The 21,904-nt window shown below is 40.1% G+C and carries 19 protein-coding genes; 9 read left to right on the forward strand and 10 right to left on the reverse strand.

Translation table 11 applies throughout. The features are described from left to right. Positions 1–353: 353 nt before the first annotated feature. Complete coding sequence (locus CSV64_RS13055) at positions 354–1,268, reverse strand: LysR family transcriptional regulator (protein ID WP_099635022.1); 915 nt, start codon at positions 1,266–1,268, stop codon at positions 354–356. 125 nt (positions 1,269–1,393) lie between these two features. Between CSV64_RS13055 and CSV64_RS13060 the strand changes: the two genes are divergently transcribed. The 4 genes from CSV64_RS13060 to CSV64_RS13075 all read left to right on the forward strand — a co-directional run bounded on the left by CSV64_RS13060 (position 1,394) and on the right by CSV64_RS13075 (position 6,935). Continuing rightward, the gene (locus tag CSV64_RS13060) at positions 1,394–2,416 is read left to right on the forward strand and encodes a YeiH family protein (protein ID WP_099635063.1); all 1,023 of its coding nucleotides are present in this window, start codon (positions 1,394–1,396) and stop codon (positions 2,414–2,416) included. A gap of 117 nt (positions 2,417–2,533) precedes the next feature. Next, the gene (locus CSV64_RS13065; RefSeq protein WP_099635023.1) at positions 2,534–2,980 is read left to right on the forward strand and encodes a MarR family winged helix-turn-helix transcriptional regulator; all 447 of its coding nucleotides are present in this window, start codon (positions 2,534–2,536) and stop codon (positions 2,978–2,980) included. A gap of 3 nt (positions 2,981–2,983) precedes the next feature. Then, on the forward strand, positions 2,984–5,632 hold the full coding sequence (locus CSV64_RS13070) for an MMPL family transporter (protein ID WP_099635024.1): 2,649 nt from the start codon (positions 2,984–2,986) through the stop codon (positions 5,630–5,632). A gap of 103 nt (positions 5,633–5,735) precedes the next feature. Next, positions 5,736–6,935 carry an NAD(P)/FAD-dependent oxidoreductase gene (locus tag CSV64_RS13075; protein ID WP_233190481.1) on the forward strand — a complete coding sequence of 400 codons (1,200 nt, stop codon included), beginning with the start codon at positions 5,736–5,738 and terminating at the stop codon, positions 6,933–6,935. Between the two features lie 80 nt (positions 6,936–7,015). Here the strand turns inward: CSV64_RS13075 and CSV64_RS13080 are convergent, their stop codons facing one another. From CSV64_RS13080 to CSV64_RS13095, 4 genes are all read right to left on the reverse strand, one after another. Further along, positions 7,016–8,338 carry a CitMHS family transporter gene (locus CSV64_RS13080; RefSeq protein WP_099635025.1) on the reverse strand — a complete coding sequence of 441 codons (1,323 nt, stop codon included), beginning with the start codon at positions 8,336–8,338 and terminating at the stop codon, positions 7,016–7,018. A gap of 187 nt (positions 8,339–8,525) precedes the next feature. After that, the gene (locus CSV64_RS13085; RefSeq protein ID WP_099635026.1) at positions 8,526–9,227 is read right to left on the reverse strand and encodes a response regulator; all 702 of its coding nucleotides are present in this window, start codon (positions 9,225–9,227) and stop codon (positions 8,526–8,528) included. A gap of 16 nt (positions 9,228–9,243) precedes the next feature. Further along, entirely contained in the window at positions 9,244–10,884 is a 1,641-nt protein-coding gene (locus CSV64_RS13090; protein ID WP_099635027.1) for an ATP-binding protein, read from the reverse strand. 319 nt (positions 10,885–11,203) lie between these two features. Continuing rightward, positions 11,204–12,103, reverse strand: a complete 900-nt coding sequence (locus tag CSV64_RS13095) for a diacylglycerol/lipid kinase family protein (protein WP_099635028.1) — start codon at positions 12,101–12,103, stop codon at positions 11,204–11,206. Between the two features lie 131 nt (positions 12,104–12,234). Between CSV64_RS13095 and CSV64_RS13100 the strand changes: the two genes are divergently transcribed. Then, a complete protein-coding gene (locus CSV64_RS13100; RefSeq protein WP_099635029.1) occupies positions 12,235–12,792 on the forward strand; it encodes a DUF488 domain-containing protein in 558 nt (185 codons plus the stop codon). Positions 12,793–12,825: 33 nt separating this feature from the next. On the opposite strand, the gene CSV64_RS13105 is transcribed toward CSV64_RS13100, so the two are convergent. Next, the gene (locus CSV64_RS13105; protein ID WP_099635030.1) at positions 12,826–13,191 is read right to left on the reverse strand and encodes a DUF2188 domain-containing protein; all 366 of its coding nucleotides are present in this window, start codon (positions 13,189–13,191) and stop codon (positions 12,826–12,828) included. Between the two features lie 371 nt (positions 13,192–13,562). On the opposite strand from CSV64_RS13105, the gene CSV64_RS13110 reads away from it, so the two are divergent. Both CSV64_RS13110 and CSV64_RS13115 read left to right on the forward strand, forming a co-directional pair. Then, positions 13,563–13,754 carry a hypothetical protein gene (locus tag CSV64_RS13110; protein ID WP_233190480.1) on the forward strand — a complete coding sequence of 64 codons (192 nt, stop codon included), beginning with the start codon at positions 13,563–13,565 and terminating at the stop codon, positions 13,752–13,754. After that, positions 13,747–15,165 (forward strand): amidase, encoded by a 1,419-nt coding sequence (locus CSV64_RS13115; protein WP_099635032.1) that lies wholly within the window; start codon positions 13,747–13,749, stop codon positions 15,163–15,165. Before CSV64_RS13110 ends, CSV64_RS13115 begins: the two co-directional genes overlap by 8 nt. 339 nt (positions 15,166–15,504) lie before the next feature. Here the strand turns inward: CSV64_RS13115 and mgtE are convergent, their stop codons facing one another. Continuing rightward, entirely contained in the window at positions 15,505–16,863 is a 1,359-nt protein-coding gene (mgtE, locus tag CSV64_RS13120) for a magnesium transporter (protein WP_099635033.1), read from the reverse strand. Between the two features lie 436 nt (positions 16,864–17,299). On the opposite strand from mgtE, the gene CSV64_RS13125 reads away from it, so the two are divergent. After that, entirely contained in the window at positions 17,300–17,881 is a 582-nt protein-coding gene (locus CSV64_RS13125; protein ID WP_099635034.1) for a 3D domain-containing protein, read from the forward strand. Between the two features lie 112 nt (positions 17,882–17,993). On the opposite strand, the gene CSV64_RS13130 is transcribed toward CSV64_RS13125, so the two are convergent. The 3 genes from CSV64_RS13130 to CSV64_RS13140 form a co-directional block, all read right to left on the reverse strand. Further along, entirely contained in the window at positions 17,994–19,406 is a 1,413-nt protein-coding gene (locus CSV64_RS13130; RefSeq protein ID WP_099635035.1) for a GGDEF domain-containing protein, read from the reverse strand. A gap of 247 nt (positions 19,407–19,653) precedes the next feature. Beyond that, the gene (locus CSV64_RS13135) at positions 19,654–19,953 is read right to left on the reverse strand and encodes a hypothetical protein (RefSeq protein ID WP_099635036.1); all 300 of its coding nucleotides are present in this window, start codon (positions 19,951–19,953) and stop codon (positions 19,654–19,656) included. An 83-nt stretch (positions 19,954–20,036) separates the two neighbouring features. Next, positions 20,037–20,522 carry a VanZ family protein gene (locus tag CSV64_RS13140; RefSeq protein WP_099635037.1) on the reverse strand — a complete coding sequence of 162 codons (486 nt, stop codon included), beginning with the start codon at positions 20,520–20,522 and terminating at the stop codon, positions 20,037–20,039. Between the two features lie 322 nt (positions 20,523–20,844). Between CSV64_RS13140 and CSV64_RS13145 the strand changes: the two genes are divergently transcribed. Then, complete coding sequence (locus tag CSV64_RS13145) at positions 20,845–21,840, forward strand: S-layer homology domain-containing protein (RefSeq protein ID WP_099635038.1); 996 nt, start codon at positions 20,845–20,847, stop codon at positions 21,838–21,840. Positions 21,841–21,904 lie beyond the last annotated feature (64 nt).

A 21,904-nucleotide genomic window follows, 5' to 3' on the forward strand; every position in this document is an offset into this window, starting at 1 on the left:
CAGTGCCGCTTATTACGTACGCCTGAAAGAAACGTAATAAGCCAGCACTTCAACGACTAAAAACAACTACCCGAACTGCCCCACACCCAATCCAACGAAGGCGACTGCTGTGGTAGGCGTAGCGAAGAGACAAAGACAGGCCCTGTCTCTGGCTCATCGCGAAAGCCATCCACCAGCGCCGAAGTGCGGACAATGGACTTGCCACTTACATAGACAGCTAAACCACAACCTCCTGATTAACCAGGAAAAGAAAGTGAACGTGCTAGAACCACAACCCAACGCCGCTTATTACGCACAATTAACAGAAACATAATCCGACAGCACTTCGCCAGCCAAGCAGCCAGAAAAGAACATCACGATGTCGGTTCAACATTCAAAACCGTCAAATCCTCGCTGTTCTTCAACAACTCAATAAACACCTGCAACGCCTTCGTTTGAAACGGCGAATTCGTCACAATAGAGAAATGACGCTTGAATGGGGTTCCTTTCACCGATAGCGTCGTCAAATCACCATAGCGCAATTCCTTTTGAATCGCCCACTGTGACAATAAACTGACGCCGAGTCCTGCTTCGACAGATTCTTTAATCGGCTGTGTGCTGCTGAACTGCATAATACGCTTTGGATAGAATCCAGACTGGGAGAAGAATAACTCTGCCGCTTCGCGTGTACCTGAGCCTTCTTCGCGTAAAAGCCAAATATCATCTTCTAATTCAGTAATGGATTGACGCCCTGTTTTCTGTGAAAGCGGATGATCGATAGAAGTCACGATGTACATTTCGTCTTCTGCAAAGTCTTCATTTTGAAGTGGTGCAGCTTCTTTGAAATGTCCTTCGATTAATCCGACGTCGAGCTGGTGCGTGATGACTAACTCCGCGATGTCTGCTGTATTGCCAATGGTGACTTGTGGTTCAATCGATGGATAGTCTGCGACTAGTTTAGACAGAATATGGGGGAGGACATACTCACCGAATGTGTAGCTTGCCCCAATCGTAAGAGGGCCGCTAGCTTTATTGGCCAAGTCATCGACTAAGTTTTGCATTTTTGTATACAGTCCCGCAATTTCTTTTGCGTGATGATAGACAATTTCTCCCGCTTGGTTCAGACGTACGTATTTATTAGTCCGCTCAAGCAATCGCACCCCAATGGTTTCTTCGAATGAACGAATGTATTGACTGACAGCGGGTTGAGTCATATGTAGTTCTTCCGCTGCTCTAGAGAAGTTCTTTTGCTCGGCTACCTCGATGAATACTTGCAGTTGCTGATCGATAGGGAACGACTCCTTTCATGTATATAGAATTACTTATCATACCTATTATAAATAGTTATTTCTCTTATAGCTAGCCATTTTATATACTACTAGTAGGAGGTGTTGTCATCGTGGTTTCTTCAGATATGACTTCAGAACAGCATACACCACAACGTCCATCCAAATGGAGAGCGTGGATAGGTGGAGTAGCATTTACATTCTTTATTGCATTTTTAGGTTATTTATTAGCAAAAGTACCAGGTTTCGATCATATCGGACAATTGGCATGCGCCATTATTATCGCGGTGGCATACCGACAATTTTTCGGCTATCCTGAAATAATCCGAAGCGGGATTGCTTTCACATCGAAACGCTTGCTTCGCGCAGCTATCATTTTATACGGTTTGAAATTAAATATAGATACGGTTTTAAGCGACGGGCTCGGCTTACTTGCTCGAGATGTAGGTGTCATCATTTTCGCCATTTTCATGACAATTTGGCTCGCTAAAGTATTCAAAGCAGATAAAAACATCTCCTTGCTTTTAGGTGTCGGGACAGGAGTTTGCGGTGCAGCTGCCATTGCAGCAGTGGCGCCGATTATTAAGGCAAAAGATGAAGACACAGCAATAGGCGTAGGGATCATCGCATTGATGGGTACGGTGTTTGCGATTGGCTACACGATTCTGCGTCCCATTCTTCCGCTTGATTCAATCGAGTACGGAATGTGGGCTGGAATCAGTCTACATGAAGTTGCGCATGTAGCTTTGGCTGGAGCACCGGCAGGAGAAGACGGCTTAGCCATTGCTTTACTGGCCAAACTTGGTCGTGTATTTCTATTAGTACCGCTCTGCTTCATTTTAATATTTATCATGAAACGTAAACATAAAGACACTGACGAAACGGGCAATAAAATTGAATTTCCATGGTTCCTTGTAGGCTTTATCATTCTAAGTATTCTAGGAAGCTATGTGTTCGGTCACTCCATTCCTGTCTCAGACAACGTAATGGAAGGCGTCTTCACATTGACCACATGGTTACTAACAGCGGCTATGGTAGGACTTGGTCTCAATGTTAGCCTACGAGATTTAAAAGATCGCGCTATGCGACCACTGGCTGCGATGACAGTAACATCCATACTACTATCGGTCATCGCGTACTTTATTATTTGATTCGGTGTAGCTATAAAAAGCTAGCTTCAGAGAAATTCTCCAAAGCTAGCTTTTTTGTTTGACTTTATTTAGTCCACCCCCTAAACTATTAATTATTGGTTTAGGGGGTGGACTACTTTGAAAGATCAACTTCAAGAAGCGGTAGAACTATTTGAAGAAGTCATGATCTACGGCACGGAACACGTCGTGAAAAACTTGGATGTTCCAATCTGGAAAGACTACTCACCAGAACAAATCCAAGTTCTGAAAATACTTTCTGCCTATGGCCACCTTTCAAGCGGGCAACTAGCAGAGATTCAAGGCGTACATAAAAGTGCCATTTCCACACGTCTCAAGAAACTAGTCGAAAAAGATCTAGTACAGTCTGAAAAAGACTTGAACGATCAGCGGATCAATCGAATTTCATTGACCGCAAAAGGCCACGAAGTACTATCTGTTTCCAATGCGGCAATAAATGAAAGCATTGAAAACCTGTTTACAGATCAAATTGATGAGCAGGAGTTGGAACAATTCATCAAGACATTTCGTAAACTTAAATCAATTTTAGTGACGAAGGAGAGATAACGCGTGAAAACGATATTAAAATTCAAATGGCCTATTGCGGTCGGTATCGTAATACTGACTGCAGTTTTATTTATACTAGCACCTGACTTGGCAAAGCAGGCGGAAAAAGCAGGATCCTTCCAGTTGCTCGACTCAGCAGATTCCCAAAAGGCTGCACAAATGCTAGAAGATGCGGGTGAAGCAGATGAAACCATCTCGCTAGTTTATGATCTCAATCAACCGGCAGATAAAGTAAAGAAACAAGAAATCTCTGCGACTGCCAAAGAGATTACGGGTGCTAGCAAGATTGTGACGGATGTTCTAGATCCGTTTGAAAGTGAAGAAATGGAAGCCCAGCTCGTTTCAGAAGATCGGAAAATTGTATTGCTTCCGATCACGGTAGACGGAACAGATGATGAAATCATTCAGTTGGCTGAAAAAATAAAAAAAGATATCGTCTCTACAGAAGATAAAGTGTATATGACGGGCGAAGCAATCATTAATAATGACGTCAATGAAAGTGCGCAAGAAGGGCTGAAAAAGACTGAAATTATTACGGTTGTATTGATTTTCGCTTTATTGCTCATAGTTTTCCGTTCGATTGTGACACCATTTGTTCCATTAGTGGCGGTAGGGATCACCTATTTGTTAAGTCAGTCATTCGTGGCGTTCTTCATTGACTGGTTTGGGTTTCCGGTTTCGAACTATACCCAGATATTCTTAGTGGCGATTTTATTTGGACTTGGAACGGATTATTGTATTCTGTTATTAAGTCGTTATAAAGAAGAGTTATTAGCTGGTCATGAAGTGGAAGAAGCCATTATCAATACGTATAAAACGGCAGGACGCACACTGTTCATCAGTGCACTGGCGGTATTTATCGGTTTCGCGGCAATCGGATTTGCGGACTTCCCGATATTTAAATCGGCAGTCGCAGTAGCAGTTGGGATCGCGGTGTTGATGCTCGTTCTATTTACTGTCGTACCACTGTTAATGTCTATTTTAAAAGACAAATTATTCTGGCCTGCAAAAGGTGCAGCTACACATAAAGATAGTAAATTGTGGATTGCATTCAGTAAATTATCCGTTATGCGTCCACTACTTTCCATGTTAATCGTAGCGATCATCACAATCCCACTATTATTGACGTACGACAATGATTTATCATTCAATACGGTAGATGAAATTGATGGAAGTAAAGAGTCTGTAATGGGATTAAATCTTATTTCAGATGCTTTTGGTGAAGGAGATTCACTACCCGTACAAGTATTGTTAAAGAAAGATTCCCCAATTGTTAAAGAAGGGGATATTACCTATTTAGAAGCGATTTCTCGAGACTTGGAGAAAGTAGAAGGAGTCAAAAGTGTTCGTACGGTTACACGACCAACTGGTGAATTGTTGGAAGACTTATATGTAGATCATCAAATCGGTTTGATGGCAGACGGTTTGAAACAAGCGAATGATGGGATACAAGAAATTCGTTTAGGATTGGCAACGGTGCAGTATAATTTACGCGACGCAGCTAATCAATTGCCTTCAGGCGGAACGGGTGGCGGTGGCGGACTAATCCAAGCCGCAAACGGTATTGAACAAATCAACGGTCAGCTAGCGCAGATTTCTGGTGGACTGCAACAAGGACTTCCTGCGGCACAAGCAGCTGGAGGGTTGGATGCTTTAGGTAATGAATTGGATAAGATCAGTAAAGGCATTGCTGGAGCTGGATCACAAATCAACCAAAGTGGTTCGCAAATTGGCCAATTAAAAGGTGGTTTGAAGCAACTAGGTAGTGGTGTCAAAGCTTCCAAGGATGGTTTAGCTGAAGTGACGACAGGTCTTCAAGAAATTGCGGTTATGCTCGATGATATGGCGGATACGAAAAGTGTGCGCGACACGGGTTTATTCATTCCAAAAGGGACGCTCGATAATGAAGAGTTTACACCCGTCATTGACCGCTATACATTCGATGACGAAAAAGGCATCCTGATGGAAGTCATCTTGAAGGAAAACCCGTATTCTCGTGAAGCGATTTCGACGGTACATGATATTAAAGATTCGGTGAAGCGCTCGGTTATCGGTACGCCATTTGAAGATGCAGATCTAGCCTTTAGTGGTATTTCAAGCATGAACTCGGACTTGAGTGATATTTCATCCGCTGACTTTACGCGTACTGTCACCATTATGTTAGTAGGGTTATTCATCGTTCTGTTTGTCTTATTCCGTTCGGCGATCATGCCATTGTATATGATTGGTTCATTATTGCTAACATATTACACGGCGATATCTATTACGGAATTGATCTTCGTCAATGGTCTTGGCTATGACGGAATCAGTTGGGCGGTTCCATTCTTCGGATTTATTATGCTGATTGCGCTTGGCGTAGATTACTCGATCTTCTTACTCGATCGTTTCCGCGAAGAAAGTATCGGGGGTATGAAGGTCAGGGAAGCCTTGATGTATTCTATGGCGAAGATGGGTACGGTAATTATTACAGCAGCTGTGATTTTAGCAGGGACATTCGGTGCAATGATGCCTTCAGGTGTCTTGAGTCTCATGCAAATCGCAACGATTGTTATTTCAGGATTACTGCTTTATGGTTTAATTATTCTACCACTGTTAATTCCGGCTATTACGGTTTCGTTCGGCCGCGGTGTTTGGTGGCCGTTTAGAGGATAAAGGAAGAGGTGCTCAGCTACTGACTGAGCATCTTTTTTGTCTATGTTTATAGGACCAGTCTTACAGGGTAAAGAAAGTAAAACGAATAGATTGGAGATTGCTCATGATGAAGCTACATACAGGATCATTATATTGGGAGTCGACTTTTACTAAAGAAGATTTTGTGAAAGTGAATCGTCAAGATATGTATGATGTCGCAATAATAGGTGGCGGAATGTCGGGTGCATTAACTGCATACGTGCTAGCGAATGAAGGCTATTCGATCGCGTTGATTGAACAAGAGGAAGTTGGTGGGGGGAGTACTTCTGCCAATACTGGTTTATTACAGTTCTCCAACGACATTATGCTGCATGAATTGATGGAGCAAATTGGCGAAGAGAAAGCCGTGGAATTTTATCAGGCATGTAAAAAAGCAATGGAAAATTTGCAAGACGTCGCGGAACATGCGCCGTTTGATGTTCAATTTCATACACGCGAAAGTTTATACTATGCTAGCACAGAGGAAGATGTAGCTAGACTACGTAAAGAATTTGAGGCGTTAAAAAAGTATAGTTTTCCAGTAGAGTTTTGGGAACCTGAAGACATTGTAGCGCACTTCCCGTTTTCGCAACCCGCAGCTATCGTAACAGCAGGGGATGCAGAAGTGAATCCACTGCGTTTGTGTATGGGTGCGATTCATTACGCATATGAAAAGGGTATGGATATATTTGAGCATACGGAAGTGCTCGGGATTCAAGACATAGAAGAACGTGTGCTCATAAAAACGACGAATGGCGAATTTCAAGCGAAGTCGGTCGTTGTCACTACTGGTTATGCGCCGACTCCTGACATGAAGATTCCTCAAAAAGACTTAAAAGTTACCTATGCAATCGCTACACAGCCAATAGACGATTTGTCATTCTGGCATGATCGCATGATGATTTGGGAGACGAAACGGCCTTATTTATATATGCGATTAACGGATGAAAATCGTATCGTGGCGGGTGGTTTGGATCAAAATATGGATACATTACCGAGCTCACAAGAAGAAATCGATAAGAAGTTCGCTCAATTAAAGCTAGAGTTACAAGAGCTATTTCCTAATCAGGAGCTCGATTTTGAATATGAGTGGACGGCATTATTCGGTGAGTCAACAGATGAATTACCAGTCATCGGACGTCATCCATTCGAGCCGAATATATACTACCTGATTGGATTAGGTGGTAACGGAACGGTCTACAGTATGTTAGGTGCGTATTTATTGCGTGATGAATTGGCAGGGAAGTCGAATCCTAATGAACCTATATTGGAGATTGAACGTTAAAAAAGCAACTGGAGAAAATTTCTCCAGTTGCTTTTTACGTGTATTTGCATGAGAAATAGTATCTTTACAGACTAGTTAACTTAGAATGTGATAACACCCATAGCCATTGTAATTAGGAATAACACGATACTGAAGCCCCACATGATGAGGAATGAGTAGCGGATATGTTTACCCATTTCCAAACCTGCAAGCCCTAATGCAAGCCATAATGCAGGAGAGAAGGGGCTAACAAATGTACCGATTATGTTTCCAACAATTAGTGCATATGCGATGGAAATCGATGGAACACCGAAACTAGAGACAACTTGTTCTACAATCGGCAGTAATGCGAAGTAATACGCATCCGTACTGAGCAATAGGTCAAACGGAACGCCGAAGAGACCGATCATGATATGCAAATATGGCACAATGATTGCCGGCAGCACTTTTACTAAATCTGTGGCGATGGAGTCTAGCATATTAGCACCGTTAAGAATACCTAGGAATGAACCGGCCGCTAGAATGATCGCCGCCATAAGTAAAGCATTTGGTGCGTGCGCCTTAATACGATCCATTTGTTCATTCACAGAGCGATAGTTTAATGGAAGCGCGATACTGAATCCAATCATGAAGATAAAGCCTGCTGGCACTTTTCCCCAAACGAGTAATCCGATAACGCTTACGGCAATAATCACGTTGATCCAAAGCATTTTTGGACGAAGAAGCAGAGTGCCTTCAGAGTCTACATTTTGCTCATCTTCTTCTATCTCATCCAGGTCGTCATCAAAAAATCCACTTGCCGCTTTCTTAGCGATGATTCGCTTTTCGCGTAAACCGAGTATGAAAGCAAATGCGATTAATAATAGAAGACCGACGATTTGGATTTTGATTAGTGGACGCCACAATTCTGTAACGTCGACACCAAGCACAGCTGCTGCCCGTCCAAGGGGGCCACCCCACGGAACCATATTGACAATACTTGCTGAGATACCGACAAGAAGTAGTAGTAAATAAGGATTCATTTTCAATCTTTTATAGAGTGGTAAAAGCGCTGGGATTGTAATTAAGAACGTGGAGGCACCTGAGCCATCCAACTGTGCAATAGCCGCGATTACTACTGTCGCCATGGCAACTGCCACTACATTTCCACGTGAGATTTTAATCATCGTATTAATTAGCGGGTTGAATACCCCTGCATCCTGCATAACACCGAAGAACAGAATAGCAAAGATGAACATAATGACAACGCTAATTACAGATTCAATTCCACTGTTGAAGAAATCCCCAATTTCCTTGAAGTTGAAGCCGGCAAAGAATGCGCCGAAGATGGGAACAATGACCAGACCAACAATAGGGGTAATCCGGCCACTGATCAGTAATGCCACGATAATAAAAATAGTCAGTAATCCAATAATACTTAACATAGCGATTTCCCTCCAATGGATAAAATGATGAAAGAAAGATGTAAGCGGATACAAATAGAAGTATCTGAATATACTCTCTTAAGCTGTCCATAATGTACCATGTCGAAAAGTCGCTAAAAAGCTTGTGATCATAAGGCGGATATAGTTTTTATTATGCATTTTGTTCATTTTGTTCACGAGCAAGCATTTAGAGCTTGATATACGTACGTTCCGGTCTACCGACATCTCCATAATGCAATTGGGCTTTTGCTTTTTCGACGAATGCAAGGTATTCCAAATATCGTCGTGCGGTAGACCGACTGACGCCAGCTGCTTCGCCAGCATGAGCAGCAGTTATTCCTGCAGTCGAACATTGTAGTAATACATTTTCAATGCGTTCAAGTGTAAGGCGGTCTATACCTTTTGGCAATCCGTCAGTTGAAAGGGATGGGGCTTGTTGCATCTCGATACCAAATAATATGCGGTCAAGATCTTCTTGCGATAGTTCGCTTTTTGATGATAGCAATACTTTACTAGAACGGTACCGTCTAAATGATTCTGCAAACCTCTCAGGTTCAACGGGTTTGATTAAATAATCCAACACACCTCCGTGGAGTGCTTCTTGTACTGTATTTGTCTCTTTCGCAGCTGTTAGCAGCATAATATCAATGGTGGGGAATTCCCTCCGCAAACACCAAAATAAATCGAGTCCCGGGCTGTCGGGTATGTAGACATCCAATAAAATTAGGTCAGGTAGCACTTCTGACTGCCGCAAAAAGGCAATAGTTTCTGAAGCTGATCTTTGTTCGGATACGACTTCATAGCCAGTAATCTGTTCAATTAGTTGGCGGTTAATCTTCGCCACTCGAAAATCATCTTCTACAATTACAACTCGTATAGTACTGATCACCGGGAGAATCCCTCCTTCAATTATCTTTTGGCAACGAAATTACAAAGTATGTACCGCCCAGTTCACTCGGTTCAATGGAGAGCTGACCGTTCGCTGCTTCAATTGCATTCTTTGTAAGAGCTAGACCGAAACCTCTTTCGCTACCAACTTTTGTCGAGAAACCACGGGTTACCACTTTATCAAGAGATGCATCATCCATACCCGGGCCAGCGTCATCAATTTCAAACAGCAGATCTTGTCCGATATCAGTAAATGAAATCGATATTTCTCGGGAAATGGCGTGTTCGTCATATACCGCATCAAATGCGTTATCAAGTAGATTTCCGATAGCCGTTAGCAATGCTTGGCGATTCACGTCGGATACTTGGGAATGTAATTGGCTGTCGGGTTGGATGGACACATTGATTTGTAATTCCCTCGCTTGACTAAGCTTTCCGACAAGCAGTCCGCTAATATATGGATCATTTATATTATCAAGCAGTGTGTTTGTCCAGTGTTGTTGAATGCTAGTTTCTTGTCGGATAAAATCGAGTACTTCATCCTTTTTGTTTAGCTGCGTCAGTCCCATGATCGTATACAATTTATTAGCAAATTCATGTGTCTGTGAACGCAGGGCATTAGCATATTGTTGGATATGTGTTAGTTTTTTCGTTAAGTTCTCGATCTCGGTTTTATTCCTAAAAGTGGCGACTGCACCGAGCAATTCATGTTCGTAGAAGATTGGCACACTGTTTACATACACGATGTGGTTGCTAAAAACTCTTTCCTGGTCAAAGACGGATTCACCATGCTCCAGCACATAGGGTAGATCTGAATTCGGAAAGCTCTCTTGTATTGGTTTACCGATCCAGTCATCGGTTTGCTGTTCATCGCCTGTCAAAAGTTTCAACGCAGCGGAGTTGACCATCGTAATTCGGCCCTCCTTATTAATAGCAATAATGCCTTCATGTATGGAATGCAAAATCGTTTCTTTTTGAAAGAGTAAATGCGAAATCTCTTCAGGCTCCAATCCGAATAACAAGTTCTTTATATAGTTCGCAATCAGTACAGCTCCAATGATCGCGGCCGTGCAAACACCTAGAAGAACGAGCCATATTTCCTTGCTATACCCCCAGATGATTGTTTCAATGGAATCTACTAGGAACCCTACCGAGACAACACCTACAATTTCATCGTTTAAATAGACCGGAGCTTTTGCACGGAGTGAGTTACCTAAAGATCCGGTTGATTTGGAAGTATAGGATTCCCCGTATCGTAAAGCACGTTCGTTATCTTCACCGATCATTTTATCACCAATTCGATCGGGAGTCGGGTGGGCATAACGGATTTCCTGTTGGTTACCAACAACGATAAACTCTGCGTCTGTTTGGGCTTGAATTTTCTGCACGATCGGCTGGATGATAGCGGAAGGATTATTCGATTCAAAGGCTTGTGAAATCTCGGGTATCACCGCCACACTCTTTGCAACACTGAGCGCCCTTTCCCCAATTTGAGTTTCTAATGTATCAGTAACGAAGAAACTCATGAATCCGCCTATCAGCAGAATGATTGTAATAGAGAGCGCACCTATTAAACTGATCATTTTTAGATGAAGATTGACAAACGGTCTGTCTTTTGTTCGATGAATGGATAAATCTTCTTTACGGATACGGATCATGTCGAACCCCCGGTAAACATGTTAGTAGATATAGAATACCATGCTATGTGAAATATTAAATGGTATTGTTCATTTAAAAGTGTAGGGGAGGGATAAAGGTTGGAGGTATACACAGTTAACTGTTCTATACATAGAAAAGAAGAGTTTCCTTACTGACTAGCGATGCAGAAATAATGTCTTGGATGTAGCGTCGATTAGTAGTATGGAAGGAAACTCAGCGTGGAAATAAATAACTTACCAGGTGGGATAGTACGATTTGGCAGTAGGATTTGGAATTTACATATGGGAGTGCGATATAGTCAATTGAAGAGTTATTATCTTAGAGCGCGTTTACATGAATCATTCGTAAATGACCAGGTAACACGGTGATTTGCTGTGCAGTTTCTTCATAAATTTCTCCGTCCATATCGACCTTATTGCCAATAGGTTGCATGATTTCGAGAGCTGTGACTTGAATATATTCGAGTTCGTTTAATTGCTCATTTTCCACAGTCGGATTTTGTAACGCAAATAATTCGCGGAAAGCAGCTAAGTTGGAATCACGCACAATTAAAACGTCTAATTTACCATCAAAAGGAGATAGGGAAGCGATGGGGAGTTGAGTTGTACCGATATAGCGACCGTTAAGGACGAATAGTAAAATAGCGTCACCTTCTAACTCTGTGTCCGTAGTTTGGATTTTATAATGAAATGGTTCTGTCCGATTCAACGTACGTAATGTACTGAGCACATAACTGATAGAACCAAGACGTTTTTTTTCATCTGAATTGATGTTTTCTGATGTTTCGGTGACGAGTCCGATGCCCCAAAAATTCATAAAGTAGTGCTCGCCAACTTTCCCAATATCGGTATCGATAATGGAGCCATTAAGTATAGAAGTAGCTGCTTCGTTAAGAGATTGCGGAATACCTAAAGTACGGCTGAAATCATTTGATGTACCACCAGGTAATATTGCGATGATAGGACGTGTAGCAAGAGGTGCGATACTATTTAAGCAAGTGTGTACAGTGCCGTCACCGCCAAGTATGATGAGCAAATCGACTTGGTCGCTATATTTTACGCAAGCTTGTTGGAGTTGTTCTTCGGAAGTAGTGTTCAACACGATGAGTTCATCTACTGCTTGTGCAACAATATGGAGTGTCTTCTCAAGCTTTAGATGTGTATCATCTTCTCCAGCTGTCTGATTATAAACAAAGAGTGCGCGGTTGAAATGAAGCATAAGAGTCACTTCCTTTTTTTCTTTATTATTCCCTAATTCAAGATGTAGAAACCATGCGTTGAAATGAAGTAAAGCAAATGGTTATTTATGAAAATCTCGGGGAATGGTAACTATAAAAGGAGTGAGAATATATGGATATCTATACAGTTGGTCATTCCACGCATACAAAAGAAGAATTTTTGAAGTTATTGGAAGATGCACGTATTGAGAAATTAGTCGATATCCGTGCGTTTCCTGGTAGTCGCAAATTTCCACATTTCCATGAGGATCGGATGAAAGTATGGTTACCTGCACATCATATCGCCTATGAACATTGTGGTAAGTTAGGTGGTCGTAGAAGGAAATCCAAAACAATTGATGATGAAATAAATGATGGTTGGAACAATCAATCGTTTCATAACTACGCGGATTATACGTTGACAGAGGAATTTCGAGAAGGAATTGACAACTTGATGAAGGAAGCTAAAGAACAGCGAATTGCCATATGCTGTTCCGAACGACATCCGGCAAGATGCCATCGCTTGTTAATTAGTAATTGGCTAGCTACACATGGTTGGAATGTGAAACACATTATAGATGGCCCGAAAGAAAAGACGTTGATAGAAAACCATGTTGTAGGAAAGTGGGGTGCGGAACCTGTAGTGACAAAAGATGATGAAGTGACATATCCCCCTGAAAAGGAAAAATAACAGGAGAGCCCTATGAAACAAAGGGCTTTCCTGTTATTCGTACAATGTTTTATCGTGCGATCCATCTGCATGATAAACAGATAATATACCTTCGTGTTCTGTAACGTACTTTTTTGCCTTTTCAAGTAAAGCTGATTTAGTATCTTCTTTAAATAGGACATGATCGCTACCGGACTTTTTGAAAATCCACTCATCTTCCCGAGGCTTTACTTCATAATGCAGGCGACCATCACTACTACCTTCTACATATTCATGGGCTTTCGTAGTAGCTATAGATATAGCGCGATCTTCTTCATAATTCTCACGCAGCAAAGCGTTGGCAATTTCAATCGCTTTATTACGTACTTTGGGATTTAGATTTTTTAATGAAGCAGGGTAATCCTGTTTGCTCCATGGCATCAGACATCACCTCCTGTTTCAATAATCCCCCTTTTCATCCAACATAAACAACTAAATAGAAGAAATGCAAACGGTCTGAAATGTGATAATTGGCTAAAGTAATAGAGAGTACTAAATTAAACTTTTATACAGCTGACCAAAATGTTACTAACTGTTTCTGTTCCTGTGTCTATCGGCAGAGATTTGTTTTACTCATTCATACTAAAGAAGGATTAACTATTACTCAATTTACAATAGTTTGATTATTCGTTTATTGAATGGTAGAGTATATATATTCTTAAGTACTTAGCAACTTAGCTTTGTTTTGATAGTCGACCAATTCTTGTGATCTCAATAGGATAACCCTATAAAGATAAATATTAACTTGAGGAGTGAAGGTATTGTCTCTGTCCGTTAAGCAATTATTGGATAACAAAGGGATTCAGGCCAAGCCCGAGCATCTAGAAACCTTGGAAAGTCGCTGGAAGGGGATGCAAAAGTTAAGAGGAACATTAGAAGGTGTGAAAATCGAAGACGCCGATATCGGACTTCGAAATATCCCCGGAGGTGACCATATTGGCTAAAGAATTGATTCAGAAATCGGTGGAAGAATTGGCGCCGCTCTTAAAAGATGGATCATTGTCGCCAGTTGAGTTAACCAATGCTGTGCTAGATCATGCTGAAGAAACGCAACATACAATAAACGCTTATATGACAATTTACCGCGAGGAAGCGGAACAGTCGGCACGTGAAGCAGAGAAAGAAATTAAAAATGGAAATTATCGAGGTATGTATCACGGAATTCCGATGGCTTTGAAAGATAATTTATATTTTAAAGGTAAAGTCACCACCATGTCTTCTAAAATTCATAAGGATTTCATTCCAGAAGACGATGCGACTGTAGTAAGCAAGTTAAGAGATGCAGGAGTCATTTTCACTGGTAAACTGAGTATGCATGAATATGCTTGGGGAATTACAAATAATAATCCTCACTATGGAGCAGTGAGAAATCCTTGGAACACAGATATGATTCCAGGTGGTTCCAGTGGCGGCTCAGGTGCAGCTGTTTCGGTTGGTTCAAGCGTCGCTTCTCTCGGAACAGATACAGCGGGATCTATCCGAATCCCATCATCCATCTGTGGTATTGTCGGTTTAAAGCCAACACACGGCCGTGTCAGTAAATATGGATGTTATCCATTGGCGTGGTCGCTTGATCATATCGGGCCGATGACAAAGACAATCAAAGATGCAGCTGGAATGATGGATATCATTTCAGGGTATGACGAAAAAGATCCAACCTCTATTAATACACCTGTCGATCAATACTTGGAGAAGGTTAAGGGCGACGTAAAGGGTCTGGTCATTGGTGTAAATGAAGAGTATTTCTTCAATGAAGTAGACAACGAAGTGGATCAAGTAGTGCGTGGAAATATTAAAGCACTAACTGATCAGGGGGCGAGAGTTGAAGTAGTGAAGATTCCAACTCTAAAATATGCAGAGTGGGCGGAGCTTGTCACGTCACTTTCAGAAGCGTCTACAATTCATCACGAAGACATGTTGAAGCGGCCACAGGATTTCGGTGATGATATCCGAATGTTGTTTGAGCTTGGTGAACTACCATCAGCTGTTGACTATCTTCAAGCACAGCAAGTACGTCGTCAACTTAAGCAGGAATTCGAGGAAGTATTCCAAAAAGTTGACGTGCTTATAGCGCCGACATTGCCAGTAGTAGCTAGTAAAATCGGCGAGGATACTGTAGAGCTTAACGGCAACCAAGTGGACCTAATTGACAATATTATACGCTTTACTGGACCAGGTAATTTAACAGGTCTTCCTGCATTATCAGTACCAGGTGGTTTCAAAGGAGACCTTCCAGTCGGAGTGCAAATTATTGGACCAGATTTCTCAGAAGCGTTGTTGCTTGATGTTGGTTATGCAATCGAGCAAACAAATCCTATGAAGAATAGGAAACCGCCTTTACTCTTAAAGGCATAATAAAACAAAAAGCCCCACGGTCAACCCATGGCCGCGGGGCTTTTTGGTATGTACTCGCTCTTCGACGAAGCGGTACAGACTATTCGACTTTACTTCTTCGCTATCACAAACCCAGCTGCACCAAACTTCAACCCAAATCCGTTTGTGCAATTGCTGTTACTAGTAGTATAACCTATCAAAAACGTAATAAACGCAAATCATCAAACTGTGAAGAATGTCATCTTTCTGTAGTGTTTGGCATCAAATTGAGATAAATTACATGAACCTTACACTAACCTTTCATTAACATATTGTATGCGGAATGTTCTAATTATATACGTGAGTAATCAGAATATTCACTTACATTAATTTCGAGATAAACATCGTCGCAATTCCAAAATAAATCAGTAATGAAAGGATGTCATTGATCGTCGTAATTAAAGGGCCTGAAGCTACAGCTGGATCTATTTTGAATTTATTGAGGATTAAAGGAATAACCGTTCCTGCAATCGTTCCAATAATCAGTGTGGCAACTAAAGAGGAACCGACTACTAATCCTAGTGTAAAACTACCTTGCCATACATAGGCGATCACGGAGATGACGGCACCACAGACGACACCTAATATAATACCGACAATTAATTCTCTAAAGACTAAGTGTAGCGACTTTTTCATATTCAAGTCTTCAGATACTAGTCCACGTACCACGACCGCTAATGATTGTGTTCCTGTGTTACCGGTCATTCCCGCAATCATCGGCATAAAGAAGGCGAGAGCGACAACCGCTTCTAGCGTTTCTTCGAATTTAGAAATGATACTACCTGAAACGAGTCCGATAAATAATAATAGAATGAGCCAAGGGAGTCTACGATAGGCTGCTACTAAAGGTTTTGTGTTGAAGTCGATAGACTTACCGGAAGCAAAAAGCATTTCAATATCTTTGTTTGCTTCTCTAACAACTAAATCAAGTACTTCATCAGCCCGTATGATTCCCACTAATATATTCTCTTCATTGACAACAGGTAGTGATACGAAATCAAATCGTCCAATCATTTTGGCTACTTCGCCTTGATCAGTCGTATCAGATACCTTTGCAAGACCGGTTTCCATAATTTCTGTTACTATACAATCTGCCTTAGCAAGCAATAAATCCCGGTAGGAAAGCACACCTACTAATTGCTTTTCATCATTAATGATATATACGTAATTTAAGTAATGAGCAAAGGATTCATAATGCTTAAGCTTTTCAATCGTTTTTTCAACAGTGTATGACTGATGAACCCATACATAACGCGTCGTCATAATCCGCCCTGCTGAATCAACTGGATACTTTCGGCGCTGCAAAATATTTCTCTTTTCCTCTAGGCGCAATTTAGCTATGAGTTTATCCGCTTGTTTATCTGATAGATCAGACAAAAGATCGGACAAGTCTTCACTTTTCATTTCCTCTAGCAGTTCTGAAGAACGAATGGGCCCGACTAAATCCAGTACGCGTAACTTTTCATTTTTTGAAAGAAAGCCTAGCATCTTAACCAATTGATCTTTATCCAATACTTCTAAAAATGTAGTATGTCGTTTTCGTGGCAATCGTTTATACTGAGCAGCTATTTCTTTAGGTTGCAGTTCTTTAATTGCTTTTTTCACGGATTCCAGATTACCATCTTTGATTAATTGTATAATTGCTCGTGAAACATCATCTTGATCCCGAATCACCGGCATGTAACGCACCTCGCTTATTTGTAAATAACTATAGTCAATCATTCCCTACTATAGAAGGAAAGAAACCACATGACGCAAAGGAAGTTATTTTGGCCAATAAAAAAGCCTCCGAAGAGACTTTATTGAATGAATTGAGTATGTTTTTGTCAATTAATATTGAATCAGTTAAAGGATTATTTCAAAATAGCAGATAAGATTTTTTGCATTACTTATAAAACTCCCCTTTACAATCTAATTAAAACCTGCAATTGTATGGATATATCAAAATGTAATATAGAATGCAGGACTTACTGCCCTAATTGTCATTTAATTCGAACAGAAAACACGTTATTTGTAATATAATAGTAGGCACTGTCATTGCATTGTTTCACGTTTGTAATCTAACTGTAATATAGACTTGGTAAGATAAGGCTATCAAATCGTTAGGGGTGGCATATTGAAGAAGTTATTATTTGCAATGACAGTAGCCATGTTAATCACAGTATTCACAAGCGGGATGAATGAAACATCGGCCGCAGCATCAGTTCACACAGTTAAAAAAGGTGACACACTATATAAAATCTCTCTACAAAACAATGTGTCTGTCTCTAATATTCAGAAATGGAATAACTTAAAATCAACAGTTATTTATCCAAATCAAAAATTGCGTTTAGTAAAGTCTTCTAAAGTGGCGGCAAGCACACCGAAGAAACAAAGTGCACCATCTCGTTCAAATGGAGATAGTGTATCGAAAGAACTTATGGTAAGCGCAACGGCATATACAGCACATTGTAATGGTTGTTCAGGTATTACAAGAACAGGCTTGAACCTGCGTAAAAATCCAGATTTGAAAGTAATTGCAGTAGATCCACGTGTTATCAAATTAGGAACAAAAGTTCACGTTGAAGGTTACGGATATGCTGTCGCTGGAGATACTGGCGGAGCAATCAAAGGTAATAAAATCGACGTATTCATTCCAACTAAATCAGCTGCCTACCAATGGGGCCGTAAAAACGTAAAAGTAAAAGTTCTTAATTAATATATTGAAAGCCTACATAGCATTCTTGCTGTGTAGGCTTTTTTTGTTGAATGTTTTTCTGTTTTTGACAAGAAAAAACATGAATCCCGTTATACTGGTATCCATGTTTGAATTATATGAACGAAACGACTTGGTTCTTACCATTCTTTTTTGCTTTATAAAGGGCGAGATCCGCTAAGTGAAATAGATCATTGAAGGCATTCATACTGCGCATTTTATTGTCACTGAGTCCTATGCTAATTGTTATTGGAATGGGTATCACATCTGAAGTAGATGACAAGGATTCAATTTTTCCGGCAAGTAAAGTAGCTTTTCTTTTTGCATTAGCCAAAGAAATATCTTGCATAACTAAAACAAATTCATCGCCACCGAAACGAGCTAGTACATCTTCTTTTCGTATTTCATTAATAGAAGTATGAGCAACAAATTTAATGGCTTCATCGCCAATTAGATGACCATATGTGTCATTGATAGTTTTTAAATTATCGATGTCGAATACAATACAAACTACGGATTTATTAGTTGTTTTGGCTTCCGCCAACCATAGGTTAGTTGTTTCTTCCAAATACTTTCGGTTATAAATACCTGTTAAGTAATCCTTGTTTTCACTGGTTTGATTGGAAGAACCTTGCAGACGGATTTGCAATTCGAGCGCAGCTTTAACTAATTGACTGTCTTCAATTTCATGCAATAAATCGATATACTCCTTCTGAATAATTGCTAATTCATCAAAACTACATAGATTTTCTGCCAACACAATTCGTTTTTGCTGGATATCTTTCAGTAAAGAATAATCTTTCAGTTTTTCTTCACGTTGTTTTGCCATCGTATAAAAGTGGAAAGCCTTTTCGGGCTCGCCAATCAAATCATAGAATCTACCTTTTAAGATTTCAAGGAAAGCTATTTCACGTGGGTGATGATTCATAGTAGGTAATTGGTGCAAATAATCAAGACTAGTCATAGCAAGAGGAGCATTTTGTAGATTAATGGCGGATTCAATCAAGTGTAAATGCGCACGAATCAATAAAATTTCCCTATTTACACCTTTCATTTCTGCAAATGAAACCGCTAATTGTGCAAATTCCAAAGCTTGATCATATTGTTCTGTTTTATTGTGCAAAAGGCTTAGTTTATTGTACGCCATGCTGACATAAGAATAATCTTCATTCTCGATCGCTATGGAGAGCATGTCTTCCAATAACTTCTGTCCTCTGTCATAATCCAATGCGAAAGAGCTGACGAAATATTGCAAATAATAGGAGCGCATACAATCGGGCCTGTTGCCATGCAAAACACATTGTGTATGATGCTCTTCTATATGAAAGAGAACTTTTTCAAAATCACCTGTGTAGTAATGAGAGATTGCACAAATGTAATGCGCAGATAAAACGGCATTATTGTTTGAAGATGATAGACCAGAATTTAATAGATTTTCTGCATGTTTAATGACTAGGTCATAGCGTCCTTCGTTTCTTGCTCCATTAATTTTGCTATAAATAGCCGTTATCTCATTTTCCCTTGCCATAGCTGTTCTCCTCCGATATAGGAAGTTTTAGTATTTTATATAGTCTCAATATAATGTTCTTTATTTCCATAAGTGTAATGCTATTATACCAGTTGAATAATAAAATAACATATTAGGAAGTACCTATTTCAAGAACAATTTACGAAAAGTAGTATAGACAATAGTTGTACTTACCCCGTAGTTTGAAAGTATAAACGTCCTACCTCAGAATATGAAGTAAGACGTTAGATTATACACTGTATATTTCTTAATTGGATTGAATTTGTTTAAATAAAGAAATGAAGTGTTCTGGTTCTTCTTCTATTTCAAATGTAAAAACACCTTCATTTGTATGAAGATAAAATAATCCTGTATGACCGGAGAAAGGGCGATAGGATATATCAAATACGTGCTTTAGAGGGAAAATTCGCTCGGATGTCGTAATCCGATCTTGGAATAAGCAAATTGTGTGATAAGACTTTTGGTGCGTTTGTTCTATACGGTCCACGACTCGGTGGATGGAAATATAACTAAGCGAAAGAATTTGCTGATCATCTGAGTTATTCATTAGATAACCTCCTGTTTCGTCAATATCATAACACAGAGTCTGTGCTCATAAAAACGTTAGGAATACTATAGACCTAATTAATACTATGGAACTAATTTTTTACGTAAGTGATTGGCTAAACGAATAAACACTAGAAGCAAAAGAAATGTAACAGCCCCTGCTGTATCTAAATAAACGTCTTGCATCGTGGCTGTGCGGCCTCCTGTAAAGTATTGGTGCAATTCATCAGCACATGCTAATAGAAAGGTAAATAGAGCAGCCAATAATATGCGGCTCTTACTCTTAGGTAATAGCCAATAAATGACTAAAGATAAAAAACCAAACGTGATGAAGTGTGCAGCTTTTCGGATCAAAAATTCTACAAAATGATAATATCCACGTTCTTCAATAGAAATGGTTCTATTCCAATAAGTAAATTCCCATGTGGATAAAGTAGTTTTGCCAGGCTCGTTTGGTAGCAATTCTTGTAATGTTGAAACAAGTGATTGTTGTTCGTATGTCTGACTGGATGAGATCGACAGTCCAACTATAATGCTGATTAATAAAAGAAGCGCTAGTAATTTTTTCATATTGGGATTGTATCATGAAAAGCAACTTATCATGTAAGCCATATATATTTCACTTTGGTTACAAGTAGATATCCATAGCTAATTGAGTGATATGCCCACTAAGTTTTAGAAGGAAGTTTTGCAATTCAAGGGAATAATTCTGTGATATCTCTTACCGACTGTGTAAGGGTATGCTACTATATAACTTAAGTAGCCAATAATCTCTCGATGTATGTCTGTTCTGTTGAACTAGTAATTTTGGTGAAATGGAAACAGGGTGATTTTATACTATTGTGTAACCAGCCTGTAATCGTGCTCGTAAACAAAAGGAGGAAATGTTTTCATGAAATCAAAATCGAAAAAGAAATTTAATAAGTATCTAACAGGTATAGCGTCAGCTGCATTAGTAGCATCAGTGGTGGCTCCAGTCGTCACTGCAGCAGACTTTACTGACGTGGCAGAAAATAACTCACACAAGGATGCTATAGAAGCACTATCAAAAGCGGGTGTTATCTCTGGTTATCCGGACGGTTCATTTAAGCCAAATAAAACCTTAACTCGTTCTGACGTAGTGAAGTTAATGGGAAAGTGGCTAGTATCAATGGATTACAAAGTTCCGACAGACTATAAGACAAAGCCACGTTTTACAGATTTAACTGCAAAGTCGAATGATGAACTCTTACAAGCAGCTGCAATTGTTAAAGACAATAACGTTTTCAAAGGTTATGAAGATGGGTCATTACATGCGGGGGGATCCATTACGCGTGAAAACATGGCGATTGTTTTGGTTCGTGCTTACGATTCAGTTAACAAAACAGATTTATCAGCATACGTACAAAAACAAAAGTTTACTAAAGATGTAATAGATTTGAATAAGGCTAAAGCTGAAGCACGTACTGCAATCGACGTACTCGACTTCTTTGACATTACGAATCCAGCTGCACCAAACTTCAGACCGAAAGATACAACAACACGTGCACAATTCGCTTCATTTCTTTATAAAACTTCACAAGTAAAGATGCCAGACGGAGAAACACCGGAAGCACCAGAAGTAGCTGAAATCACCTCTGTTGAAGCAATTAGTGAAAAGCAGATTGAGTTAAAAGGAAAGAATTTGCAAGTACTAAAGGCTGAACAACTGACAATTGAGGGTAATGAGCTGGCTTCATTTAAAGCAAATGGAGACGGAACGAAAGCGGTACTTGATTTAAAAAACGAACTCACGTCGGGTAATGAGTGGACGCTTACTTTGACGACAAAAGCTGAAACTGAAGGACAACGAGATACAATCACTTCTTATAAGTTCACATACGAATTTAAAGTAGAGGAAATTTCATAAGCATGCAACTAAAATGAAAGTTTCAATTGTAGCTAAGCAAATTGAAATAAGTCTAGCACGAAGA

The organism is Sporosarcina sp. P32b (assembly GCF_002743335.1).
Taxonomy (GTDB): domain Bacteria; phylum Bacillota; class Bacilli; order Bacillales_A; family Planococcaceae; genus Sporosarcina.

Bases quoted from the DNA above. Each gene is read 5' to 3' on its own strand.
- CSV64_RS13060 (WP_099635063.1), top strand. From the start codon at position 1,394: ATGACTTCAGAACAGCATACACCACAACGTCCATCCAAATGGAGAGCG.
- CSV64_RS13130 (WP_099635035.1), bottom strand. From the start codon at position 19,406: ATGGCAAGGGAAAATGAGATAACGGCTATTTATAGCAAAATTAATGGA.
- CSV64_RS13105 (WP_099635030.1), bottom strand. From the start codon at position 13,191: ATGCCATGGAGCAAACAGGATTACCCTGCTTCATTAAAAAATCTAAAT.
- CSV64_RS13075 (WP_233190481.1), top strand. From the start codon at position 5,736: ATGATGAAGCTACATACAGGATCATTATATTGGGAGTCGACTTTTACT.
- mgtE (WP_099635033.1), bottom strand. From the start codon at position 16,863: ATGCCGGTGATTCGGGATCAAGATGATGTTTCACGAGCAATTATACAA.
- CSV64_RS13080 (WP_099635025.1), bottom strand. From the start codon at position 8,338: ATGTTAAGTATTATTGGATTACTGACTATTTTTATTATCGTGGCATTA.
- CSV64_RS13100 (WP_099635029.1), top strand. From the start codon at position 12,235: ATGGATATCTATACAGTTGGTCATTCCACGCATACAAAAGAAGAATTT.
- CSV64_RS13145 (WP_099635038.1), top strand. From the start codon at position 20,845: ATGAAATCAAAATCGAAAAAGAAATTTAATAAGTATCTAACAGGTATA.
- CSV64_RS13135 (WP_099635036.1), bottom strand. From the start codon at position 19,953: ATGAATAACTCAGATGATCAGCAAATTCTTTCGCTTAGTTATATTTCC.
- CSV64_RS13090 (WP_099635027.1), bottom strand. From the start codon at position 10,884: ATGATCCGTATCCGTAAAGAAGATTTATCCATTCATCGAACAAAAGAC.
- CSV64_RS13095 (WP_099635028.1), bottom strand. From the start codon at position 12,103: ATGCTTCATTTCAACCGCGCACTCTTTGTTTATAATCAGACAGCTGGA.
- CSV64_RS13140 (WP_099635037.1), bottom strand. From the start codon at position 20,522: ATGAAAAAATTACTAGCGCTTCTTTTATTAATCAGCATTATAGTTGGA.